This is a genomic window from Antrihabitans stalagmiti, from assembly GCF_016482825.1.
GTDB classification, from domain to species: domain Bacteria; phylum Actinomycetota; class Actinomycetes; order Mycobacteriales; family Mycobacteriaceae; genus Antrihabitans; species Antrihabitans stalagmiti.
Window position 1 is genome coordinate 161,056 of the sequence record NZ_JAEMNV010000011.1, and the last position, 20,135, is coordinate 181,190.

At 63.9% G+C, this 20,135-nt stretch carries 20 protein-coding genes, 2 tRNA genes and 1 pseudogene; 15 read left to right on the plus strand and 8 right to left on the minus strand.

Annotated elements, in window-relative coordinates; all coding sequences use genetic code 11:
* Positions 1-12: 12 nt before the first annotated feature.
* Together cmrA and JGU71_RS26375 are read left to right on the plus strand one after the other, a co-directional pair.
* Positions 13-816, plus strand: coding sequence for a mycolate reductase (gene cmrA / locus JGU71_RS26370; protein WP_199707882.1), 804 nt, complete (start codon positions 13-15; stop codon positions 814-816).
* A gap of 138 nt (positions 817-954) precedes the next feature.
* Positions 955-2,214 (plus strand): diaminopimelate decarboxylase family protein, encoded by a 1,260-nt coding sequence (locus JGU71_RS26375; RefSeq protein WP_199707884.1) that lies wholly within the window; start codon positions 955-957, stop codon positions 2,212-2,214.
* 1 nt (position 2,215) lies between these two features.
* Here the strand turns inward: JGU71_RS26375 and JGU71_RS26380 are convergent, their stop codons facing one another.
* From JGU71_RS26380 to JGU71_RS26400, 5 genes are read right to left on the minus strand one after another with little or no spacing between them, the layout of a single operon-like run.
* Positions 2,216-3,868 (minus strand): helicase HerA-like domain-containing protein, encoded by a 1,653-nt coding sequence (locus JGU71_RS26380; RefSeq protein WP_199707886.1) that lies wholly within the window; start codon positions 3,866-3,868, stop codon positions 2,216-2,218.
* A gap of 37 nt (positions 3,869-3,905) precedes the next feature.
* Positions 3,906-4,139: a helix-turn-helix transcriptional regulator gene (locus JGU71_RS26385; protein ID WP_199707888.1), complete on the minus strand. Its 234-nt coding sequence runs from the start codon at positions 4,137-4,139 to the stop codon at positions 3,906-3,908.
* A 17-nt stretch (positions 4,140-4,156) separates the two neighbouring features.
* Positions 4,157-5,008 (minus strand): ABC transporter permease, encoded by an 852-nt coding sequence (locus tag JGU71_RS26390; RefSeq protein WP_199707890.1) that lies wholly within the window; start codon positions 5,006-5,008, stop codon positions 4,157-4,159.
* A complete protein-coding gene (locus JGU71_RS26395; RefSeq protein ID WP_199707892.1) occupies positions 5,008-5,859 on the minus strand; it encodes an ABC transporter permease in 852 nt (283 codons plus the stop codon). The genes JGU71_RS26390 and JGU71_RS26395 overlap by 1 nt, the downstream gene beginning before the upstream one ends.
* Entirely contained in the window at positions 5,856-6,845 is a 990-nt protein-coding gene (locus JGU71_RS26400; protein ID WP_443624203.1) for an ABC transporter ATP-binding protein, read from the minus strand. Before JGU71_RS26400 ends, JGU71_RS26395 begins: the two co-directional genes overlap by 4 nt.
* Positions 6,846-6,983: 138 nt before the next feature.
* Here JGU71_RS26400 and orn point away from each other — a divergent pair, with 138 nt between their 5' ends.
* The 3 genes from orn (at position 6,984) to JGU71_RS26415 (ending at position 8,509) form a co-directional block, all read left to right on the plus strand.
* On the plus strand, positions 6,984-7,598 hold the full coding sequence (gene orn, locus JGU71_RS26405; RefSeq protein ID WP_199707895.1) for an oligoribonuclease: 615 nt from the start codon (positions 6,984-6,986) through the stop codon (positions 7,596-7,598).
* Between the two features lie 79 nt (positions 7,599-7,677).
* A tRNA-His gene (locus JGU71_RS26410) sits at positions 7,678-7,753 on the plus strand.
* A gap of 57 nt (positions 7,754-7,810) precedes the next feature.
* Positions 7,811-8,509: a DUF6461 domain-containing protein gene (locus JGU71_RS26415; RefSeq protein ID WP_233530116.1), complete on the plus strand. Its 699-nt coding sequence runs from the start codon at positions 7,811-7,813 to the stop codon at positions 8,507-8,509.
* A 134-nt stretch (positions 8,510-8,643) separates the two neighbouring features.
* Here JGU71_RS26415 and JGU71_RS26420 read toward each other — a convergent pair whose 3' ends face one another.
* Positions 8,644-9,873: a L,D-transpeptidase gene (locus JGU71_RS26420; protein WP_199707899.1), complete on the minus strand. Its 1,230-nt coding sequence runs from the start codon at positions 9,871-9,873 to the stop codon at positions 8,644-8,646.
* Between the two features lie 298 nt (positions 9,874-10,171).
* Here JGU71_RS26420 and JGU71_RS26425 point away from each other — a divergent pair.
* Positions 10,172-10,247, plus strand: a tRNA-Lys gene (locus tag JGU71_RS26425).
* 225 nt (positions 10,248-10,472) lie between these two features.
* Here JGU71_RS26425 and JGU71_RS26430 read toward each other — a convergent pair.
* Together JGU71_RS26430 and JGU71_RS26435 are read right to left on the minus strand one after the other, a co-directional pair.
* Positions 10,473-10,693: pseudogene (locus JGU71_RS26430) on the minus strand (helix-turn-helix domain-containing protein); the annotation flags it as partial.
* 4 nt (positions 10,694-10,697) lie between these two features.
* Entirely contained in the window at positions 10,698-11,642 is a 945-nt protein-coding gene (locus JGU71_RS26435; RefSeq protein WP_307829896.1) for a LysR family transcriptional regulator, read from the minus strand.
* Positions 11,643-11,780: 138 nt separating this feature from the next.
* Between JGU71_RS26435 and JGU71_RS26440 the strand changes: the two genes are divergently transcribed.
* The 9 genes from JGU71_RS26440 to JGU71_RS26480 are packed head-to-tail and all read left to right on the plus strand — an operon-like array spanning position 11,781 to position 20,115.
* Positions 11,781-12,911, plus strand: coding sequence for an FAD-dependent monooxygenase (locus JGU71_RS26440; RefSeq protein ID WP_233530117.1), 1,131 nt, complete (start codon positions 11,781-11,783; stop codon positions 12,909-12,911).
* Positions 12,912-12,940: 29 nt separating this feature from the next.
* Entirely contained in the window at positions 12,941-13,228 is a 288-nt protein-coding gene (locus JGU71_RS26445) for a putative quinol monooxygenase (protein ID WP_199707903.1), read from the plus strand.
* A gap of 30 nt (positions 13,229-13,258) precedes the next feature.
* The gene (locus JGU71_RS26450; protein WP_199707905.1) at positions 13,259-14,491 is read left to right on the plus strand and encodes an FAD-dependent oxidoreductase; all 1,233 of its coding nucleotides are present in this window, start codon (positions 13,259-13,261) and stop codon (positions 14,489-14,491) included.
* Positions 14,492-14,519: 28 nt separating this feature from the next.
* Positions 14,520-15,458, plus strand: coding sequence for a VOC family protein (locus JGU71_RS26455; protein ID WP_199707907.1), 939 nt, complete (start codon positions 14,520-14,522; stop codon positions 15,456-15,458).
* A gap of 9 nt (positions 15,459-15,467) precedes the next feature.
* Entirely contained in the window at positions 15,468-16,445 is a 978-nt protein-coding gene (locus JGU71_RS26460; protein ID WP_199707909.1) for a fumarylacetoacetate hydrolase family protein, read from the plus strand.
* Entirely contained in the window at positions 16,442-17,176 is a 735-nt protein-coding gene (locus JGU71_RS26465) for an SDR family NAD(P)-dependent oxidoreductase (protein ID WP_199707911.1), read from the plus strand. Before JGU71_RS26460 ends, JGU71_RS26465 begins: the two co-directional genes overlap by 4 nt.
* Before the next feature lie 19 nt (positions 17,177-17,195).
* On the plus strand, positions 17,196-18,350 hold the full coding sequence (locus tag JGU71_RS26470) for an alpha/beta hydrolase family protein (RefSeq protein WP_199707913.1): 1,155 nt from the start codon (positions 17,196-17,198) through the stop codon (positions 18,348-18,350).
* On the plus strand, positions 18,347-19,336 hold the full coding sequence (locus tag JGU71_RS26475) for a cyclase family protein (protein WP_199707914.1): 990 nt from the start codon (positions 18,347-18,349) through the stop codon (positions 19,334-19,336). The genes JGU71_RS26470 and JGU71_RS26475 overlap by 4 nt, the downstream gene beginning before the upstream one ends.
* Complete coding sequence (locus tag JGU71_RS26480; RefSeq protein ID WP_199707915.1) at positions 19,333-20,115, plus strand: SDR family NAD(P)-dependent oxidoreductase; 783 nt, start codon at positions 19,333-19,335, stop codon at positions 20,113-20,115. The genes JGU71_RS26475 and JGU71_RS26480 overlap by 4 nt, the downstream gene beginning before the upstream one ends.
* The last annotated feature ends 20 nt before the right edge of the window (positions 20,116-20,135 follow it).

Below are 20,135 nucleotides of genomic sequence, written 5' to 3' on the forward strand. Positions count from 1 at the left end.
TACGCTGCGCGGATGAGTTTGCCTACCCCAACATCGGACAGCCGGGCTGTTGTCACCGGCGCATCGTCGGGCATCGGCGACGCCCTCGCCCGTGAACTGGCCGCCCGCGGCTACTCCCTCATCGTCGTTGCGCGACGTGGTGAGCTGCTCGAAGCGCTAGCTGCCGAACTACGCGCCGCGCACAACGTCGAAGTCGAGGTCCGGGCGATCGACCTGTCCGATCGTGACGCCCGTTCAGCGCTGTCGGCTGAGCTCGCCGAGCGTGACATCTCGATCCTCTGCAACAACGCAGGCATTGCGACCTTCGGTCCCGTCGCCAGCCTCGACCCCACCTACGAGCGTGCCCAGGTCGAACTGAATGCCGTTGCCGTGCACGATCTCACGCTGGCGGTGCTTCCTGGAATGTTGAGTCGCGGATCGGGCGGAATTCTGACGAGCGGCTCGGCCGCAGGCAACATGCCGATCCCGAACAACGCGACCTACGCGGCGACGAAAGCCTTCGCCAACACCTTCACCGAATCGCTGCGCAGCGAACTCAAAGGCACCGGTGTCAACGTCACGCTGCTCGCACCCGGACCCGTTCGCACCGAGATTCCCGATCCTGCGGAAGCGTCCATCGTCGACAAGGTTGTTCCCGGATTCCTCTGGACGTCCAGCGAATCGGCGGCCCGTGTGTCACTGGATGCGTTGGCGCGCAACAAGATGCGTGTTGTACCGGGCATCCTCAGCAAGAGTATGTCCGTCGCGGGCCAGTACAGTCCGCGTGCCATCGTTGCGCCGATCGTGGGCAATTTCTACAAGAAGCTCGGCGGCTGAGCAGCGTCAAAACTGCGTCAAACGCGGCCGGTCCGGCGTCAAGACGTCGTCAAGATCTGGTTCGGAGGTTAGATCCGGGCGTAGTCCTGTAAGCGCACCTGCCCGCATTATGCGAGCGGACCCGCCCAAGGAGACCCGGTGACCCTGCTCGATCTGCTCCCCTCGATGCATTCGGCGATGTCCGCGCGACTCGACCACGCGTTCTGGCCGAGCGAAACGCACTACGATTCGTCGGGCCGCATCACAGTGGGAAGAGTTGCGCTGCAAGACATCGCAGATCAATTCGGCACCCCGACCCACGTGATCGACGAAGACGACGTCCGACACCGTTGCCGTGCCTATCGCAAGATCTTCCCGGAAGCCGATATCGCCTACGCCGCAGCGGCTTTACCCATTCGCGCGGTCGTGCGGTGGGTAACCGAGGAGGGCTTGTCCATCGGGATCGGATCCACGAGCGAACTCGCGATTGCGTTGTCCGCTGGCGTCGATCCGAAGCGAATCATCCTGCACTGCAATGCGATGACCGCGGAGGAAGCACAATCAGCAGCTGCCATCGGCGCCGGAAGAACAGTCGTCGACTCCCTCGCCTGCATCGCCCATGTCTCTGCGGCGACGCGCAACTCGCAGAACGTGCTGATTCAGGTTCAGCCCGACGCGCGACACTGCAACGAATCGGACGACGCCATTCGCGCCGCCGTTCGCCAATCCAACCTCAATCTTGTTGGGCTGCATTGCCACCTGGGCTCCCATTCGTCCGACACCGACCGGATCGCGTCGACAATCCACGAGCTTGTCACACAGCTCGATCTGGTGCGCCGCGAGCACGGAACCGTTCTCACCGAACTTGTCCTGGGTGGTGACCGCTCCGTGTCTCCCACGCCGAATGGTACGTCCGTGCATCTTCCGGGCCTGGCGGCCACGATCGACGACGCACTCGACAGCGCCTGTGCCACCTACCGCTTCCCGCGACCGAGGATCACGCTCGAACCGGGCAGAGCGATCGTCGCGAGTGCTGGGGTAATTCTGCACCGGGTCGTCTCGGTCGTCGGGGTCGGCGATGGCCGCACAGTCGTCGCCGTGGAGGGCGGACGGAACGCCGATCCATCGAGCCCCGTCGCCACCGTTGCATTGGCCAACCGGCACCCGACCGGACCGGTCATGACCGCAACGCTCGTCGGGAGTCGCGACGAACCGCAGCAGGGCGTCGTCGTCACGTTGCCCGCCGATGTGCACCCCGGCGAGGTCCTGGCAGTCGCGGGCGCGGGCGATCTTCGAAACGGTTTCGCGACAACGACGTCCGTAGGTCGGCCGCCCATCGTTGCAGTGCAGCACGGACGAACAACGCAACTCGTCCGCCGCGAGACCATCGCCGACCTGATGGCTCGCGACGCGGACTGATCTACCGCCTGCGACGGGTTCCGAAGATGCTGCGACTGATCTCTCGACCTGCCGCCGATGCTGCCGACCGCAGAAAGCTCTTGACCGCAGGGTTTTTCATGATCTTCTCGGCCGCGGTCGGTTCGTTGTCCTCGCGTGCGGGGGGTGGCGGCGGGGCGTCCTGCAGTTCGGGCGTCGCCGCGATCTTCGCGCTGAGCTTCTCGTAGGCCGACTCTCGGTCGATCGTCTGGCCGTACTTGCCCTGCAGTGGGCTCGATGCCGCCGCGGCCTTGATCGCGTCCGCACCGATGGTGTCCATCAACGAACGCGGTGGCCGCAGGCGAGTCCACGCAACAGGCGTCGGCGCTCCGCGCTCGGACAGCACGGTCACGACGGCCTCGCCGATTCCCAGCGACGTCAGCGCCTTTTCGAGGTCGTAGACGTCGGTCTTCGGATACGTGCGGACAGTCTTGTTGAGCGCCTTCTGGTCGTCCGGCGTGAACGCGCGCAACGCGTGCTGAATGCGGGCGCCGAGCTGACTGAGCACCTCGTTCGGGATGTCCGTCGGCAACTGGGTGCAGAAGAAGACGCCGACGCCCTTCGAGCGGATCAGTTTGACGGTCTGCTCGACCTGGTCGACGAACGCCTTCGACGCGTCGTTGAACAGCAGGTGCGCCTCGTCGAAGATGAAGACCAACTTCGGCTTGTCAACATCGCCGACCTCGGGTAGCGACTGGAACAGGTCCGCGAGCACCCACATCAGGAAGGTCGAGAACATCGCGGGACGGGCTGCTTGGGCGCCGAGTTCGAACAGCGTGATGATGCCGTTGCCGCCGACCGACCGCAGTAGGTCCTCGGTTTCGAGTTCTGGCTCGCCGAAGAAGGTGTCGCCACCGTCGGCTTCGAGGTTGACCAGGGCACGCAGGATGACGCCCGCGGTCGCCGAGGAGACACCGCCGATGCCTTTGAGGTCCGCTTTGCCTTCGTCGCTCGTGAGGTGCTGGATGACCGAACGCAGGTCTTTCAGGTCGAGCAACGCAAGCCCCTGGGTGTCGGCCCAGTGAAAGATCAGACCGAGGGTGGATTCCTGAGTTTCGTTGAGCCCCAACACCTTGCTCAGCAGAATCGGACCGAACGACGTGATGGTCGCGCGGATGGGAACGCCGGTGCCGCCGGTGCCGAGGGAGACGAACTCGGTTGGGAAGCCCGCGGCCGCCCAGTCGGTCGCGCCGGTCTCGGTGGCGCGCGTCTTGATCTTGTCGTTGTCCTCCCCCGGCCGCGACAGCCCGGAGAGATCGCCCTTGATGTCGGCGAGCACCACCGGCACACCCGCGCGCGACAACTGCTCGGCGATACCTTGGAGTGTTTTGGTCTTGCCGGTTCCGGTGGCGCCGGCGACGAGGCCGTGCCGGTTGACTGTGGCCAGCGGAATGCGAACTCGCGCTTCGGGATCGATCTGGCCGTCGACGATAATCGTGCCGAGTTCGAGCGCAGCGCCTTCCGACGCGTACCCCGCGGCAATCGCTTTCGCCTTCTCGGAACCGCCGGCCGCGGCGGGCGCGGCGGCGGGGGCCTGCTGTTGCTCGGCAGCTTCTTTCTCGGCCGCCTCCAGTGCGGCGGCAGCGTCGGCCGCCGCCTTGCGCGCAGCGGCCAACTTCTCGTCCGGACTCGTCATGGGGAGTACCTTAGCGGCCACGCCAGCGACGTGACGGCTATCCCGTCCGCTCGCCGATTCGAGGGAACGGGTCGAGCGAGAACACCACTTCGACGCTCACATCGAAATAGCGTGCGATCTGCAGCGCAAGTTGCAAGCTTGGCGAATACTCGCCGCGTTCGAGGTAGCCGATCGTCTGATAGTGCACGTCGAGCGCCTCGGCGAGGTCCCGCCGCGAGATGCCACGTTCGGTTCGCAGCATCGCAATTCGGTTGTAGATGGAGTCACTCATGAAACCTCACCGCACCCTCACTGGACCCTCTGCAGAACTTTCAGGCGGCGCGCGGCCAGGTTTGCGCCTGATTCGCGGCGCGCCATGCGGCGCAACAGTATCGGAGCGAGTATCAACCCGATCACCGTCCACACACCCAGCACTCCGATCATCTCGAGGTGGCGCCAACTACCACCGATTTCGACAGCTGCCATGGAGTCGGGCAACAGTGCCGACCGCATGCCGAGCCCGATCCAATACGTCGGCAAGATTTGCCCGATGACCTGCAACCAGCCTGGTAGTGCCGTTATGGGATAGAAGATCCCCGAGATGGCAATCGTCGCGAGTATGGGAAATGCGATCAGGTCGATCTTCTTGGGGTCGTCGCCGAGTGAGCCGATGACGGCACCGATCGGCAGGGTTGCGAGCATTCCGAATACGAAGACCGCTGCCAGCGTTACCCACGCGGTTGCGCTCGCTTCGAAACCGTCGAACAAGATCAGGCCGGGTACGACGACGAGCACAGCCGTGACGGCCGCGGATCCCGTTATGAACAGCGACTTTCCGACCAAGTAGCCGGCAATGCCGTTCGGAGTGGCTCTTGCTCGCAGTAGGGTTCCGTCGTCCCTGTCGAGGTGCAGCCACATTGCAGCCGTGCTGATACCACTGAACACAATGGACATGCCAAGGATGCTCGGCAATGCCAACGTCTGCAGTGCTGCGCCACTGTCACGGAACGTCGCATCGCCCATCACTACCAACGCCGCAATCGACACGATCGGGATGAATAGGTAGTACGTGATGTCCTGCGCGTTGGTGAAACTGTTTCGAAGATCCACCCAGCCGCCCTCGATGCCCGCCCGTACCGCTGCGGTCCGCGTGCTTGTCATCACTGGACCCGCTGCATGATGCGCTGACGACGTTCCGCCAGGTTCGAGCCGGATTCTCGACGCGCCATCCGTCGCATCACTGCCGGCGCCAGCACGAAGCCGACTACCGCCCAGAGGCCAAGCATCCCAACCATTTCCAGGGTTCGCCAGGATTCACCGATCTCGACGCTCGCCATCGCGTCCGGCAGCAGAACAGACCGCATGCCGAGACCGACCCAATACATCGGCAGCAACTGACCGATTACCTGCAGCCAGCCGGGCAGCGAGGTGATCGGATAGAAGATTCCGGAGACACCGACCATTGCCATGACAGGAAGAAACAGCAGTCCCATGTTCGCCGGATTGTTCCCGAGCGACCCGATGATCGCGCCGAGCGGAAGGGTTGCCGCGAAGCCCAATGCGATGATCGCAACGAGGCCGAACCACGCTGCTGCGCTGTTGATTTCGAGTCCGTCGAAGATCAGCAGACCCGGTACGAAGACGACGGCGACCGTTACCACCGTCGTGCCGGCCAGGTAGACGACAACGCCGACCAAGTACCCGATAATGCCGTGTGGCAACGCTTTCGCCCGCAGTAGGGTGCCGTCCTCGCGCCCGACGATGAGCGTTGCTGCCGCGCCCATCAACCCACTGAAGACCACGTTCATACCGAGAACACTCGGGAGTGTCAGCAATGCAAGCGAATACGTCGTTCCCGGTGCGTCGGAGTTCCGCATCAAGATCATCACGATCAGCGAGATGATCGGGAAGATCAGGTAATTGGAGATGTCCTGGCCGTTGGTGAAGGTTTGCTTGAACTCGATCCAGCCTCTGCTGAAGCCGGCCCGAACTGCGTTGGCGCGCGTGTTCACAGCCGATCCTCCTGCACCGGATTACCGAATATCTGAATCACGTTGTCGTCGGCGGCGTCTCGTCCGGTCTCCACTGCATGCACCAACTTCATGTAGGTATCTTCGAGACTTGCTCTCCGCACTTCGAGGTCGGTCACGGCGCTGCCATTCTCGGCGAGCAGTTCGCGGACGAACTTCGTTGCGTCCGTTGTCGAATGGACGAATCGCTCCGGTCCGAGCCGCCATTTCACCTCGGCTTCGGTCGATACCCGACGCGAGAGTTCGTCTGCCGACCCGTCGGCGATGATGCGGCCGCCGGCGAGCACGAGGATCCGATCCGCCAGTTTCTCCGCCTCGTCGAGGTCGTGCGTCGTGAGCAGAATCGTTGTACTCGAGTCCGAGAGGTGGTGGATCAGGTCGTGGAATTCGCGACGCGCTTCGGGATCGAAACCGGCAGTTGGTTCGTCGAGGAAGAGCAGCTCGGGTCGCCCGACGATACCGATCGCGACGTCCATCCTGCGGCGCTGACCGCCCGACAGGTCCTTGAGCTTCTTGTTCGCATGTTCGGTGAGCCCGACGGCGTCGATCAGCGCATCGGTGTCCCACGGCCTGGTCACCTCGCCCGAATCGTAGGGGGCGTAGAAGCGGCCGAAATGGTCCAGTAGTTCCCGCACGCGCCACTTGCCGTGATCGCGCCACGACTGAAGTACGACGCCGATCCGCGCGCGCCACCCCTCGTCGCCGCGCGCGGGATCGACGCCGAGCACCGACACGTCGCCGGCCGACCGCATCCGAAATCCTTCGAGGACCTCGATGGTTGTGGTCTTGCCTGCGCCGTTCGGGCCGAGCAGCACAAGGACTTCGCCGCGGCGAGCAGTGAAGTTAACCCCCTGCAGCACGTCGGTGGTGCCGTAGCGCATTCGCAGGTCACGGACGTCGAGCACCAGATCTCGCTCCCCGCGAGATGCCGACGACGCCGCGATGAAGGTCGCATTTGGAAGAGTCACGGACATTCCCCAATCTGTCTCATGTTCACTGCGAAATGTAGCACTCATACTATATTTGAGACAAGGTGTTGAATGGCTCGAAAAGGCACCGCCCACAGACTCGCCGAACGCGCCGCGCCAGTGACTACTGTGGTCCCCGTGCAAGACAAACTCGTATGGATCGACTGCGAAATGACCGGTCTGCGACTCGAGAGCGACAAGCTCATCGAGGTGGCCGCGCTGGTAACAGACAGTGATCTCAATATCCTCGGTGACGGCATCGACATCGTCATTCACGCCGACGACGCGGCACTCGCGGACATGCCGGACGTCGTCGTTGCGATGCACGAACATTCCGGCCTCACCGAAGAGGTACGCAGGTCGACGGTGACCATGGCGGAAGCCGAGAAGCAGATCCTCGACTACATCCGCACGTTCGTCCCCGTCGCGGGAACCGTTCCGCTGTGCGGCAACTCGATCGCCACCGATCGCGGTTTCATCGCGCGGGACATGCCCGAGCTCGACGCCTACCTGCACTACCGCATGATCGACGTCAGCTCGATCAAAGAGCTGTGCCGCCGCTGGTACCCGAGGATCTACTTCGGGCAGCCGGAAAAGGGCCTCGCTCACCGCGCGCTTGCGGACATCAAAGAGTCGATACGCGAGCTCGAGTACTACCGCCGCACCGCATTCGTCGCCGAGCCAGGTCCGTCGACCAGCGAGATCTCCGCGATCACCAGCGCACTCGGTGCACGCAGCGCCGAGGCCGGTTAACCGATTGGCGAGTTACGCACCGGACACGCTAGTATCGACGACGGCACTTGGCGGGCAGTAGCTCATCTCGCGCCACATGGTGGGTGTAGTTCAGCTGGTAGAGCGTCAGGTTGTGATCCTGAATGTCGCGGGTTCGAGTCCCGTCACTCACCCCATAGAGAAGGCCCCTGATCACGCGATCAGGGGCCTTTTCGCTACCTAAGCTGTGCGGTATGCCGCATCGCTTCGGACCTTCGAATGCCGTTGCTGCCGACTACGCGTGGGTCGAATCCGAAAGCGGGAATCCCGATCTTTTCTATGCTTACTGTTTGACGCTTGTCCGCGGAATCACGCCGGATGAGTTCATGAACCGTATCGGGGCGCAGATCCTTTTCGATGCACTGCCTTTAGGCCCGCAGTTCACGGAAAGCTCCTATGACCTGTGGGAGGCACCGGACTTCGGCAAAATGCAGTTCATCGGGGCGACCACGGTGCCTGGGGATGCTGGCGATTGGACACTGGGAGTCGAACTTAACGGCCAACTCGGTGTCACACGCGAACTGGCGACCGCCGCGTCCGCCGGGACAACACTCGTATCGCATCGCTACAACGGTGGAAATGGTGTTGGCTCGTTCCGCTGGTTCGAAGATGGCGAACTGCAACTTGGTTTCGAGCCTCTGTTCGCCTTTCACCGCTCCGGGAGCGACCCCGACGCATGCCGCGATGACATGGAGCAGATCGGCTTCGATATGGTCGGAAACCTCGACGACATCGGCCCGACTACACCGGCTGCTTTCGCCCTTGCCGAACGGCTGACCGGCGTTCGGATCACCAAAGCGATGCTCGAGAGCGCGGTCTTCCTCTGCGGCAAAGCGCGTCTCCCACCGCGTCAGCCGACCGCACCCGACCGCTCGGTGGACTCGTCACCCTGACAGCTCGGCAGCGACCTCACATGCCGGCTGCGACCTCGCCTACCAATTACCGACCTCACACGCCTGATCAGGCGTGTGAGGTCGGTAATGCATTGGCGACGTGTGAATTCGTCCGTGCCCAGCTCGAGGCGGGCCTACTGCTGGTTTGCGTTGCCGGCCTTCCAGGTCGACCACGGGATGTTCCAGTCACCGAGACCGTCGGTGCCGGAAAGCGTTCCGCCAGAGGTGTTCTTGACGATCGCGATGTCGCCACGCTTGGTGTTGTTGAACACCCACAATGCATTCGAGGGGCTGAGGTTCAAGCAGCCGTGGCTCACGTTCGAGTAACCCTGCTGACCGACGGACCACGGCGCGGAGTGGAAGAAGATGCCGCTGTAGGACATCCGAGTGGCCCAGTCCACAGGCGTCTTGTAGCCGTCGGGAGACGTGTTCGGCACGCCGTAGGTGGCCGAATCCATGATGATCTTCTCGTGCCGTTCGGCAACGATGTAGGTACCGTTCGGCGTCTCGTCGCCCGCCTTGCCCATCGAGGTCGGCATGGTCATGACGACCTCACCATTGCGGGTGACCGTCACCTGTTTCGTGTTGTCGTCGGCAGTCAGAATCACCGCGTCGCCGATCGAATAGTCTGCGGATACGTCTTCCGAACCGAAGAGACCGCCGCCGAGGTCCTTGCCGTAGACCTCGACCTTCACGCTCACCTTGGTGTTCGGTGCCCAGTAGTTTTCGGGCCGCCAGCGGACCTCGCTGCCACTCACCCAGTAGAACGCGCCCTCGACGGGCGGATCTGTGACGACCTTGATCGCGTTCTCCGCAGCCTTCCGGTCGGAAATGACCTCGTCGAAGTGCACGCCGACAGGCTGGCCGATGCCGACGACGTCACCGTCGCCGGTCAGCAGATACGGTTTCGTCAGATTCTCGGGAACGCTTGTGGTGAAGTTCAGCTCCGTGGAAGTCCGGCCGCCGAGCCCGTATGCCTCCGCAACCAGGCGGTATTCACGGTTGTAGCCGAGCGGCTCGGTGTTCTGCCACGACAGGCCGTCCGGAGTGATCGCCCCTGCGACCAGGCTGTTGTCGGGTGTGAAGAGCTCGACCTTGCCGAGTTTGCCGTCCGCAACGGTCGCGGTGACGGGAATGCTCGGCGAAACACCGACCTCACCATCCTTGACGACGGTCGTGAGCTTGGGCTTGATCAGCTCCGAAAGCGGGTTCGACTCGATCGGAACCATCGGCGCATCGCTCTTGTCGGACGTACTGCAACCGACGAGCATTGCGCCTACACCTGCTGCCGCCAATGAAAGAACGACCATTGCGCGACCCGACCGCGCTCCGGACCGGCGTTTACTGCCGCGTTGTACCTTCATGTGAAACCACCTCAGGTTCTCGATAGAACGAACACGTTCCTAGCCGACAATCGGCGAGCCCAACATCCCCGGGGTTACCCGCGTCGAGAGCGTGTGCTAACCCATTCTGCCAGTCAGCACCGTCGTGATCCAACCTGACGACGGCCCGTCGCGATAGGAGTTCAATCACTTAAATCGGACATTGCCTGGTGATCGTTAACGTGACGTCTCACACTGCTGCCAGCGCGTGAACTTACCGATTTCACTTCCGCGCCTCTCCCCTGTTATCGTCTCTTCCGCACCAAAACAACAAGTTCCGGCGCCATTAGCTCAATTGGCAGAGCAGCTGACTCTTAATCAGCGGGTTCGGGGTTCAAGTCCCTGATGGCGCACCAAAAACCCCTGCTCAGCAGGGGTTTTTTGCGTTTCGAGATCGGCACTGGTCTTCCAACTGAACACTTTCCTCAACCCTTCGCGCGACGACAGTGTTGACGACGTGCGGCAGCCGATCGAAAACGCCCAGGTCAGCGCGTCGCACGCCCATCGGAGCAAATCAACTCCCAATCCGCCTTCGCGGGGTTCATGTGGTCGATCTCGTCCGTGACGATCCGCAGAACGTGCGCCACCTCCCACAAGCGCACACCGATCCCCACCCGACGACTTTCGCGTTCCAGCCAACCACACTGCGCCAGTTCGTCGATCAGCGTGACGTCGTCGAAACGTGCAGACCGGAACGGCGGGCGATCTCCGTCACCGACAACAGGGAATCGTCGAGGCCAAACGCCTCAACGATCCGCACGGCACGCGCCAACACCGACTCCCCCGTCGCCACGCGTGCCATGACGTCAGTCTCCGCTCGCGCGGATCGCGGCATCGGCGGTGATCCGGCGACCTGCCTGCTGCAGGACCTCCCGGAGCCAGATGTGAGCCGGGTCCGCTCGAAAAGAGGGATGCCACCAGAATGCTTCCTTCAATGGCACGACGTCCCAGGGGCACGCCAAGATGCGAACACCGGCTGCGTCTGCGAGACGATGGGCGAGCTCAGCCTGCAATAGCGCCACCCGCGAGGTGCCCGCGACCAGAAACGGGACAGCGAGGAAGCTTTCTACGACGATCTGTATGTCCGGCTCTACGCCGATGATGCGGAGTTGTTGTGAGGCGGGCGTGAACGCGGTGGGCCGGGAGTAGGTCACGACCCACGGCAGGGTTGCGACATCGTCGATGGTCAGGCTGTCCCCGACGCGGGAATTATCATGGGAGACAATGCAAACCCAGGAATCTTCGTAGAGGTCCACCACAGGAATATCGCGAAGAAATCCGTGTGGCAGCACCATGCCGTCCACGCTTCGCAGGGTTTCGATCGCGTGGTCGACGTCGTGGGGGGTCTGTTGCTGAAATCGCAACCGGACACCGGGCGCATCCTGACCGATGACCGTCGCGACGTGATCCCCTAGGACGGTGGCACCGTAATCGGACACCACCAGAGTGAACTCGCGCTCAGCCGTGCGGGGATCGAAGTCGGGCACCGTGTCGAAAACTCGCTTGACGGCATTCACGGCGCCGGGTGTTCGCGACGCGAGCTGCTCCCCCAGCGGTGTGCGCTCGTAGCGATTTCCGTTGCGGCGCAACAGCTCGTCACCGAAGTGCCGTCGCAACCGTGCCAGCGCCGCGGAGACAGCGGGCTGACTCAGCCCGAGCCGCTCAGCAGCCCTCGTCACGTTACGTTCCGCGAGCAACGCGTCGAGGGACAGCAGCAGGTTGAGGTCGAGGTTTCGCAGGCTGCGCTCCACCCCGCAAGTATAAATGGCGTGGATACCTCTCATCGGCAACTCGCGCTTCCGTGATTGCTCTGGAACCTCCACAGTGGTGAGAGTCACAAATTCTTCAGCACTGTGACCTACCGCTCACTCTGGTCGATGGAGGCCTCGATGTCCGCCGTGCGAAACGTCCTCGTCGTTGGCGCCGGCGCCGCCGGCACCGCGACAGCAATCCTGCTCGCCGAGCGTGGTGTTGCCGTCGACCTGATCGACGTCAAACCGGACATCGCTAAGCACGGCTCCGGAATCACACTGCAGGGCAATGCACTTCGCGTCTTGCGGCAACTCGGGGTCTGGAACGAGATAGAGATGAATGGCTACCCCTTCACGACATTGGGACTGCGGGCACCGGACCCGCACGGCACCCTTCTCGCCGAACTGGACGACGTACGTACCGGTGGCCCCGACTTGCCCGCCACTGTCGGAATGTATCGGCCGATCCTCGCGTCGATCCTCGTCGATCGCGCAGCACAGGCCGGCGCCACGGTGCGTTTCGGCACCACCTTCACGGCGTTGGTGCAAGACGCTGACGGCGTCGACGTCACCTTCGCGGACGGGTCGACCAGTCGATATGACCTTGTCGTCGGTGCAGACGGCATCCGATCGTTCACTCGTCGCCAACTGGGCATCGAATTGGCCACCGAGAGCACCGGTATGGGCATCTGGCGGGTGTTCGCTCCCCGGCCGACATCGGTCACGCGCACCGATCTGTACTACGGCGGGCCCTGCTACATCGCCGGCTACTGCCCCACCGGTGAAGACTCGCTCTACGCGTACCTGGTCGAGGAAGCACAGGACCGCAGCTCGCTGACTCCCGAGCAATCTCTCCACGTGGTCCGCGACCTTGCCGAGTCCTATCACGGACCGTGGGACGAGATCCGCGACTCGATCACCGACCCGTCGAGAGTGAACTACACCTGGTTCGAAAAGCACCTTCTCGACGGGCCATGGAACCGTGGCCGGGTCGTACTGATCGGTGATGCCGCCCACACCTGCCCACCAACCCTCGCGCAAGGCGCAGCGCAGGCACTCGAAGATGCCGCAGTCCTGGCAGAGCTGCTCCTCGCCGCCGACGCACTCACCGACGACCTGTGGGCCACGTTCACCGACCGCCGCGCGAAGCGGGTCGGCACGGTTGTCGAGGCATCACTGCAGCTCGGCCGATGGTTGCTCGATCACGAACAAGGCGACGTCCCCGGTCTCATGGCCAGCGTGTCCCACCTGCTCGCCACCCCAGCCTGACCCCACAGCGACTCACAGGAGCACCTTTCATGATCATCATCACCGGCTCGGCCCGCGCACTACCAGGTCGCCGCGACCAACTCGTGGCCGCTTCCATCGACATCGTCGCCGCGACACGGGCTGACGACGGCTGCTTGTCCTACGGCTTCTACGCGAACCTCACCGACCCAGAACTCATTGTGAGCGTTGAGGTCTGGCGCGACCAAGCCGCGCTCGACGAACACATGGGACACGCACACACGACCGACTTCCTCGCCGTCGCCGGCACGGTCGTCGACGGCGAACCCGACATGGACATCCAGACCCACACCAGCTGAACCACAACAACGGAACGCAGGCAGATCACCATGAGCACGAACGCTTTTCGACCCGGCAAAGTCATCGTTATCGGTGCCGGACCCGCCGGCATGGCCACCGCATTGTCGGTCCACCAAGCAGGTCACCAGGTGACCTTGCTCGAGCGCTACCGGGAAGCGCGCCCGGCGGGCAACATCCTGAACCTGTGGCCGCCGCCGATCAAAGCACTCGGCCTGCTCGGCGTGGACATCGACGACCTGGGCGCGCCCTGCTATTCGGAGTTTCGCCGGGCGGACGGTCGCCGTCGAGTCGCGGTCAATCTGCCCGACGAGGTGGTGCGCGACTACGGCGGTGGCTTCATCGGCCTCCTGCGCCCGGAGCTCTACCAGCGTCTGCTCGCTGCCATGCCCCCTGGCGTGCTTCAGCTCAACCGGGCCGTGGACGGCTTCGAGCAGGACGAGACGGGCGTCCGCGTGCATATGGCCGATGGCGAGGTCCTCGAGGCCGATGTCCTGGTGGGCGCCGACGGAATCGACTCGATTGTGCGCCGCACACTCTGGGGGGACTCGCCCAAGCGTGAGCACAACCTGCACATCTTCGGCGGTTACACCTTCGACGACGACATAGACGCCGAGCGCGGACTCTGCGTCGTCTCACACGACCGGACCATCCAGGGCAGCTGGACCTCGATCCGTAACAAGGGCCGCAACGGTTTCCAGTGGTGGGTCCTAGGCGAGCACAACGCCGAAGACGAGTTCACCGGTGACCTGCACGCGACCGCCACCCGGATGGGTGCTGGCTTCACTGCGCCACTGCCACAACTCATCTCGACGACCGATCCAGCACACGTGCAACGGTGGGTGCTACGCGACCGCAAGCCTCTCAAACAGTGGTCGAAAGGCCGCGCAACCCTCGTCGGCGACGCAGCACACTCGACCTCCCCCTACGCCGCCTACGGCGCCGGCATGGCGACCGAGGACGGATACTTCCTCGGCCGCCGCCTCGCAGGAGTGGATCTCTCCGACCAAGCAGCGGTACGCACGGTCCTCGACGCCTTCGAGGCACCGCGCAAACCGCACACCGCCCGCCAGTCCCAGCAGGCTTATGTCCTCGGGCAGGTGTTCCACCGCGCCCCGCGTCCACTACAACCCGTCCGCGACCTGATCCTCGACCACACACCCCTCCTGCAGAAGGCGGTCGGTGAATCGTCCCCGCGCGAAATCCTCAGCCAGATAGCCGAAATCGATCGCGTGGAAGAACAGTTCCGCCGAATCGTTCGCTGACCGCCGAACCCAAACGAAAGCACCCGAGATGAACGAGCGACTGATCACCCACCTGCGGCACGTCGACCTGGCCGTGCCCGACTACGACAAACAACTCGAGTTCTACACCAACACGTGGGGCCTCGAACCCGAGACCACCGACGACGGCATCGCGTTTCTCGCGGCTGCGGGATCTCCGGAGCAGTACTCCGTTCGGCTCCGCAAAGCCGACGAGAAACGGCTCGACCTGATCTCGTTCGGCGCGGCCACCGCCGGCGACGTCGACGCCATGGCCGACCGACTCGGCAGCGCCGGAGTGCAGTTGGTCTCCGAGCCAGACAAACTCCAGACTCCCGGCGGCGGGTACGGCTTCCGCTTCTTCGACAACGACGGCCGCACGATCGAGGTCTCCTCCGACGTCGCCGTCCGCCAACACCGCAAAGTCGAAGAGGGCGAATCGATTCCGGTCAAACTGTCGCACGTGGTGATCAACTCGCCCAATCCCGAAGCGACAGTGGCCTTCTACCAGCAGCATCTGGCTTTCGCACTGTCGGACACGCTGATGTCGCCGCACATGGGCGAGGTCATGTGGTTCATGCGCACCAACATCTATCACCACAGTCTCGCGATCGCCCGTGGCCCGCACGTCTCGTTGCACCACGCTTCGTTCGAACTGCGTGGCATCGACGAATACATGCGCGGCACCGGCCGTCTACTCCGCGCCGGCGTCGAGAAGGTCTGGGGTCCCGGCCGACACATGGCCGGCAACAACACCTTCAGCTACTTCCTCGACCCGCACGGCAACACCATCGAATACACCACCGAACTCGAGCAACTCGACGAGGACACCTGGCACCCCCACCTCTACGACTTCTCCGACCCGATGGTCACCGACCAATGGGGCACGGCGAACCCGATGAGTGAGTTCGTCGCGAAGAAGTCCTTCAACGACCCCGACCGCGGCGTCTTCGTTGCACCCCCGGTCTGAGCGCGCCCGATGAAGCTCGCAACCTACCTCGACGACACCGGTCGCGATCGCGTCGGTGTCGTGCAGAATGACCGAATCCATTCGCTCCCAAGCGAGTTGACGATGCGCGGACTGATCGACGCGGGCCTCGGCCACACCAGGTCACTGGGGAATGACGCGCTAGGTTCGCCGGGGGTTCCACTGGATTCCGTGCACTTGCTGCCACCTCTGGAACCTGCCAGCGTTCGTGACTTCGTCACATTCCAAGAGCACGTCGAGGGTGTGCGACGCAGCATCGACGGGATCGTCGGTGTCGCCGACGCGTGGTTCGACGCACCGACCTTCTATTTCACCAACCCGCACGCGATCCTGGGCACCGGCGCGCAGGTGCGTTTTCCGGCCTCCAGTGTCGACCGGGACTTCGAGCTCGAGGTCGCCGTCGTGGTGGGCCGCGGCGGGACATCGCTCGACGTCAGCACTGCTCGCGACCATGTGTTCGGATACACCATCATGAACGACTGGTCGGCTCGTGACCTGCAGCGACGGGAGATGCAGGTCAGCCTCGGACCGGCCAAGGGCAAAGACTTCGCCACCACGCTCGGCCCCTGGATCGTCACCGCCGACGAACTCGATCCCTACCGCGACAGCGACGGTTTCCTGGATCTGTGGTGCTCGGCCGAGGTCAATGGCGCGCAGGTCGGTCGGGACCTGTTGTCCAACATGGGTTGGACGTTCGAAACGATGATCGCCTACGCCTCCCGAGACAGCCGCGTCGTTCCCGGTGACGTGCTCGGGTCCGGAACAACCGGCAACGGTGGCTGCCTGGCCGAACTCTGGGGGCGCAACGGACGCCAAGACCCACCCGCACTGCGGGACGGGGATGTCGTCACGCTCACCGTTGAGGGCATCGGCACACTCACCAACCGCGTCGGCACCGCCGGACCCGCCCCCGTCCTCCCGCCCGTACGTCGGCGCTCGGCCGAGCACGCCAGGTCGGTGGCGTCATGATCGACCTGGGTGGTCGCGCGATCGTCGTCACCGGCGCAGCATCCGGCATCGGTGCCGCAGTCGCCGACCTGGTGGAGCAACTCGGCGCGACCACGATCCGCCTGGACCGCAGCGAGGCACCCGGCGTTCGCTCCTTCGACGTCAGTAGCGAATTACTTTGGCACCAGCTCGCGTCCGAACTCGACGCCGTTCACGGTCTGGTGAACAGCGCCGGAATCACCTGGCGCGCAAGGCTTTCAGACGTGACCCCGCAAGCGTTCGCCGACGTGCAGGCGGTCAACGTGCTCGGTCCCCTGCTCGGCATCCAGGCGCTGACTCCGCTGATGCCCCACGACGCGTCGATCGTGAATATCGGCTCGCTGGCCGCACTCCAAGGGCACTACCCCGTCGCCTACACCGCGAGCAAATGGTCGCTGCGCGGACTCACCCATGCCGCAGCTCTTGAACTGGGGTCGCGTGGAATCCGTGTCAACGCAGTACATCCCGGCTTCATCGACACCCCGATGACCGCCTCCGCACCGGAAGAGTTCCGTACGGCGTCGATCGACGCCACCGCGCTCGGTCGTGCCGGCCGCGTCGACGAGGTCGCCGCGGTCGTCGCGTTCCTCCTCTCCGACGCAGCGTCATTCGTGACCGGCGCCGAAATCCCCGTCGACGGTGGCGCCAGCTCACACGGCGGGGCCAAACCCATCTCCGACGCCCTGCGCCCCACCTACCGCTCACCCGTCTGACCAACCCGAAGGATCTCCGATGTTCGAATACTTTCCCGGCAACTACGTATGGAACCTCGGCGTTGTCGCCGCACTCAACAGCGGCGGCACCATCGACGAGGTCGACCGCGCCTGTCGACCGATCCGCGACCTCGCTGCACAAGGCTCCGACGTCGGGACCAGCGAATTCATGGCTTCCTGGGCCGCCGTCGCCGGTCAGCTCGAAGGGCAGGCCGGGGAGGCCGAGAAGGCCGGACATCTGCGAACCGCCGGCCAAAAATACTTGCGCGCAGCCAATTACCTCGCCCAAGCCGAACGCATGTTGAGCGCCAAGGATTCCGGCCGCGCCGATGTCTACCGCCATTGCCTCGACTTGGTCGAAAAGACGTGGTCGCTCCTCGACCCCGCCACCACACGTGTCGAGGTTGCCTACGAAAATAGTTCGCTACCAGCCTATTTCACCAACGCCTCTCCCGACGGGTCCCCAGTTCCGGTGATGATCATGTGGAACGGGCTCGACAGCACCAAAGAACACATGTACACCTCCGGATTCGCTGCCGAACTCGCCGCCCGCGGCATCTCCACCCTCATGGTCGACTGCCCCGGCAGCGGCGAGGCACTGCGCCTGCGCGGCCTGACCGCACAAGTGGAGACCGAGCATTGGGCGAGCGCCTGCGTGGACTACCTCGAGACCCGCACCGATATCCGCGCCGACCGCATCGGGATCGTCGGCTGGTCCCTCGGCGGTTACTACGCACCCCGGGCGGCGGCGTTCGAGAAGCGACTCGCTTTGTGCGTCGCGTGGGGGGCGAACCACAACTGGGGCGCGGTGCAGAAGCGGCGCCTCGACCGGGAAGGCGAAAACCCCGTGCCGCACTACTGGGACCACGTCATGTGGGTCTGGGGCGAGACCGACCTGGACACCTTCATCGCGAATACCGAGGCCGTGCACCTCGATAGTGTCGTGGAGAAGATCACCGCACCGTTCCTCATCGCGCACGGCCAGAACGACCGACAGATCCCCGTCGAATACGCGCACCGCTCCTTCGACCAGGCCGTGAACAGCGCGAAACGCGAACTGCGCATCTTCACACCAGAGGAAGGCGCCACCGAACACATCGGACTCGACCACCTCCCCCACGTCGGCGCATACATCGCGGACTGGATCACCGATACCTTCGCGGAGCTGACATGACGCCCGAAGAACTCGACCGCACCGATCCGGAGGCGGCGATCGCAGCAGCCGCAAAACGTGTCTCCAACTGGGGTCGGTGGGGTGGCGACGACGTCCGCGGCACCATGAACTTCCTCGACTCCGCGAAGCGGCGAGCGGCCGCCGACCTAGTCCGGACCGGTGAATCCTATTCTTTGTCACAGTCTTTCGACATGGACGGACCGCAGAAAGGGTGGCGGCGACGCACAAACCCCATCCACACCATGCTCGATACCGGCACCGACGCCGTTGCGGGAGCGCAAGGCTTCCCGCACGGCATCGGCGGCGCCGACGACGTCATCGCGATGCCTCTGCAGTGCTCCACGCAGTGGGACGGATTGGGTCATATCTTCGACCACGGTGTGGCCTGGAACGGCCGACCTGCAGACAAGGTGGTCACCAGTCTCGGCGACGCGGTCACCGGGATCGAGACCATCGCAGACGTGGTCAGCGGACGGGGTGTCCTCCTCGACGTCGGCCGCGTCGTCGGTAACTCGCTGGGTATGGGTGACGAGCTTCCGGACGGTTTCGCGATCACCGAGAACCACCTGCAGGACACCATCGCAGCCCAAGGATCGTCATCGACGGTAGGTCGCGGCGACATCGTCGTCGTGCGCACCGGACGACTGGCCCGCGCACGGCGCGATGGCTGGGGCGACTACGCCGGAGGAGATTCACCAGGCCTGTCGTTCACCACCGCCGACTGGCTACACCGCACCGAGATCGCAGCGATCGCCACCGACACCTGGGGTTTCGAAGTAAGACCCAACGAATTCGACGTCGCCTTCCAACCATTGCATCAGGTCGCGATCCCGCACATCGGCCTCTTTCTCGGCGAGATGTGGGACCTTGACGCCCTGGCCGACGCTTGCGCAACAGACGGCGTGTACGACTTCTTCCTCACCGCCGCACCACTTCCCGTCACCGGGGCGGTCGGCTCACCGGTCAACCCGATCGCCGTTCGATGACGCAACGCCTAGCGGGCAAAGTCGCACTGATCACGGGCACCGCCCGATGCCAAGGTCGTGCGGCGGCCCTCCTTTTCGCGTCCGAAGGCGCGACCGTTGTCGGCTGCGATCTCGACGAGGCGGACTCCTTGGCGACCGCCGAACTGGTCGAACAGTCAGGCGGGAGCTTCGAGTCGACCGCACCGTTGAACCTCACCGACGAGCGCGCGGTCGGACAGTGGGTCGATGGGGCCGCCGCTAGGTTCGGCGGGATCGACATCCTCTACGCCAGCGCCGCCGCCACCCGCTTCGCACCCTTGGAAGCCGTCACTGTCGAAGATTGGCACTTCGTGTTGCGGCACGAACTCGACGTAGCGCTCCTCCCCATCCAGCACGCCTGGAAACACTTGAAGAAATCGAGCGCGCCGGCAGTCGTGCTCGTCGGATCCACCGCAGGTCTCACCGGATCCATGACCAACCATCGCGTCGCGCACTCCGTCACCAAGGGCGGCATCATCGCCCTGACCAAGCAACTGGCCGCCGAAGGTGCGCCACACGGTATCCGGGTCAACTGCGTCAGCCCGGGCATGATCCGCACCCCCGCCACGACCGCGGACCTCCTCGCCTCCGACCACCCCATGCGCACCATCGCCCGACACATCCCGCTCGGACAGATCGGTGATGCGAACGAGGTGGTCAAATGCTCACTCTTCCTCGCCTCCGACGATGCCTCCTACGTCACCGGAGCCAATCTCGTCGTCGACGGCGGATGGTCCGCAGTCCTGCCGGGAAGCTGGTAGTCGATCGCCTCTGCTCGACT

What these genes read in the sequence shown, in the direction of transcription:
- JGU71_RS26390 (WP_199707890.1), bottom strand. Translation starts at nt 5,008, where the DNA reads ATGACAAGCACGCGGACCGCAGCGGTACGGGCGGGCATCGAGGGCGGC.
- JGU71_RS26440 (WP_233530117.1), top strand. Translation starts at nt 11,781, where the DNA reads ATGTCCGCCGTGCGAAACGTCCTCGTCGTTGGCGCCGGCGCCGCCGGC.
- JGU71_RS26480 (WP_199707915.1), top strand. Translation starts at nt 19,333, where the DNA reads ATGACGCAACGCCTAGCGGGCAAAGTCGCACTGATCACGGGCACCGCC.
- JGU71_RS26460 (WP_199707909.1), top strand. Translation starts at nt 15,468, where the DNA reads ATGAAGCTCGCAACCTACCTCGACGACACCGGTCGCGATCGCGTCGGT.
- JGU71_RS26385 (WP_199707888.1), bottom strand. Translation starts at nt 4,139, where the DNA reads ATGAGTGACTCCATCTACAACCGAATTGCGATGCTGCGAACCGAACGT.
- JGU71_RS26450 (WP_199707905.1), top strand. Translation starts at nt 13,259, where the DNA reads ATGAGCACGAACGCTTTTCGACCCGGCAAAGTCATCGTTATCGGTGCC.
- JGU71_RS26465 (WP_199707911.1), top strand. Translation starts at nt 16,442, where the DNA reads ATGATCGACCTGGGTGGTCGCGCGATCGTCGTCACCGGCGCAGCATCC.
- JGU71_RS26455 (WP_199707907.1), top strand. Translation starts at nt 14,520, where the DNA reads ATGAACGAGCGACTGATCACCCACCTGCGGCACGTCGACCTGGCCGTG.
- JGU71_RS26380 (WP_199707886.1), bottom strand. Translation starts at nt 3,868, where the DNA reads ATGACGAGTCCGGACGAGAAGTTGGCCGCTGCGCGCAAGGCGGCGGCC.
- JGU71_RS26475 (WP_199707914.1), top strand. Translation starts at nt 18,347, where the DNA reads ATGACGCCCGAAGAACTCGACCGCACCGATCCGGAGGCGGCGATCGCA.
- JGU71_RS26415 (WP_233530116.1), top strand. Translation starts at nt 7,811, where the DNA reads ATGCCGCATCGCTTCGGACCTTCGAATGCCGTTGCTGCCGACTACGCG.
- JGU71_RS26445 (WP_199707903.1), top strand. Translation starts at nt 12,941, where the DNA reads ATGATCATCATCACCGGCTCGGCCCGCGCACTACCAGGTCGCCGCGAC.
- JGU71_RS26470 (WP_199707913.1), top strand. Translation starts at nt 17,196, where the DNA reads ATGTTCGAATACTTTCCCGGCAACTACGTATGGAACCTCGGCGTTGTC.
- cmrA (WP_199707882.1), top strand. Translation starts at nt 13, where the DNA reads ATGAGTTTGCCTACCCCAACATCGGACAGCCGGGCTGTTGTCACCGGC.
- JGU71_RS26420 (WP_199707899.1), bottom strand. Translation starts at nt 9,873, where the DNA reads ATGAAGGTACAACGCGGCAGTAAACGCCGGTCCGGAGCGCGGTCGGGT.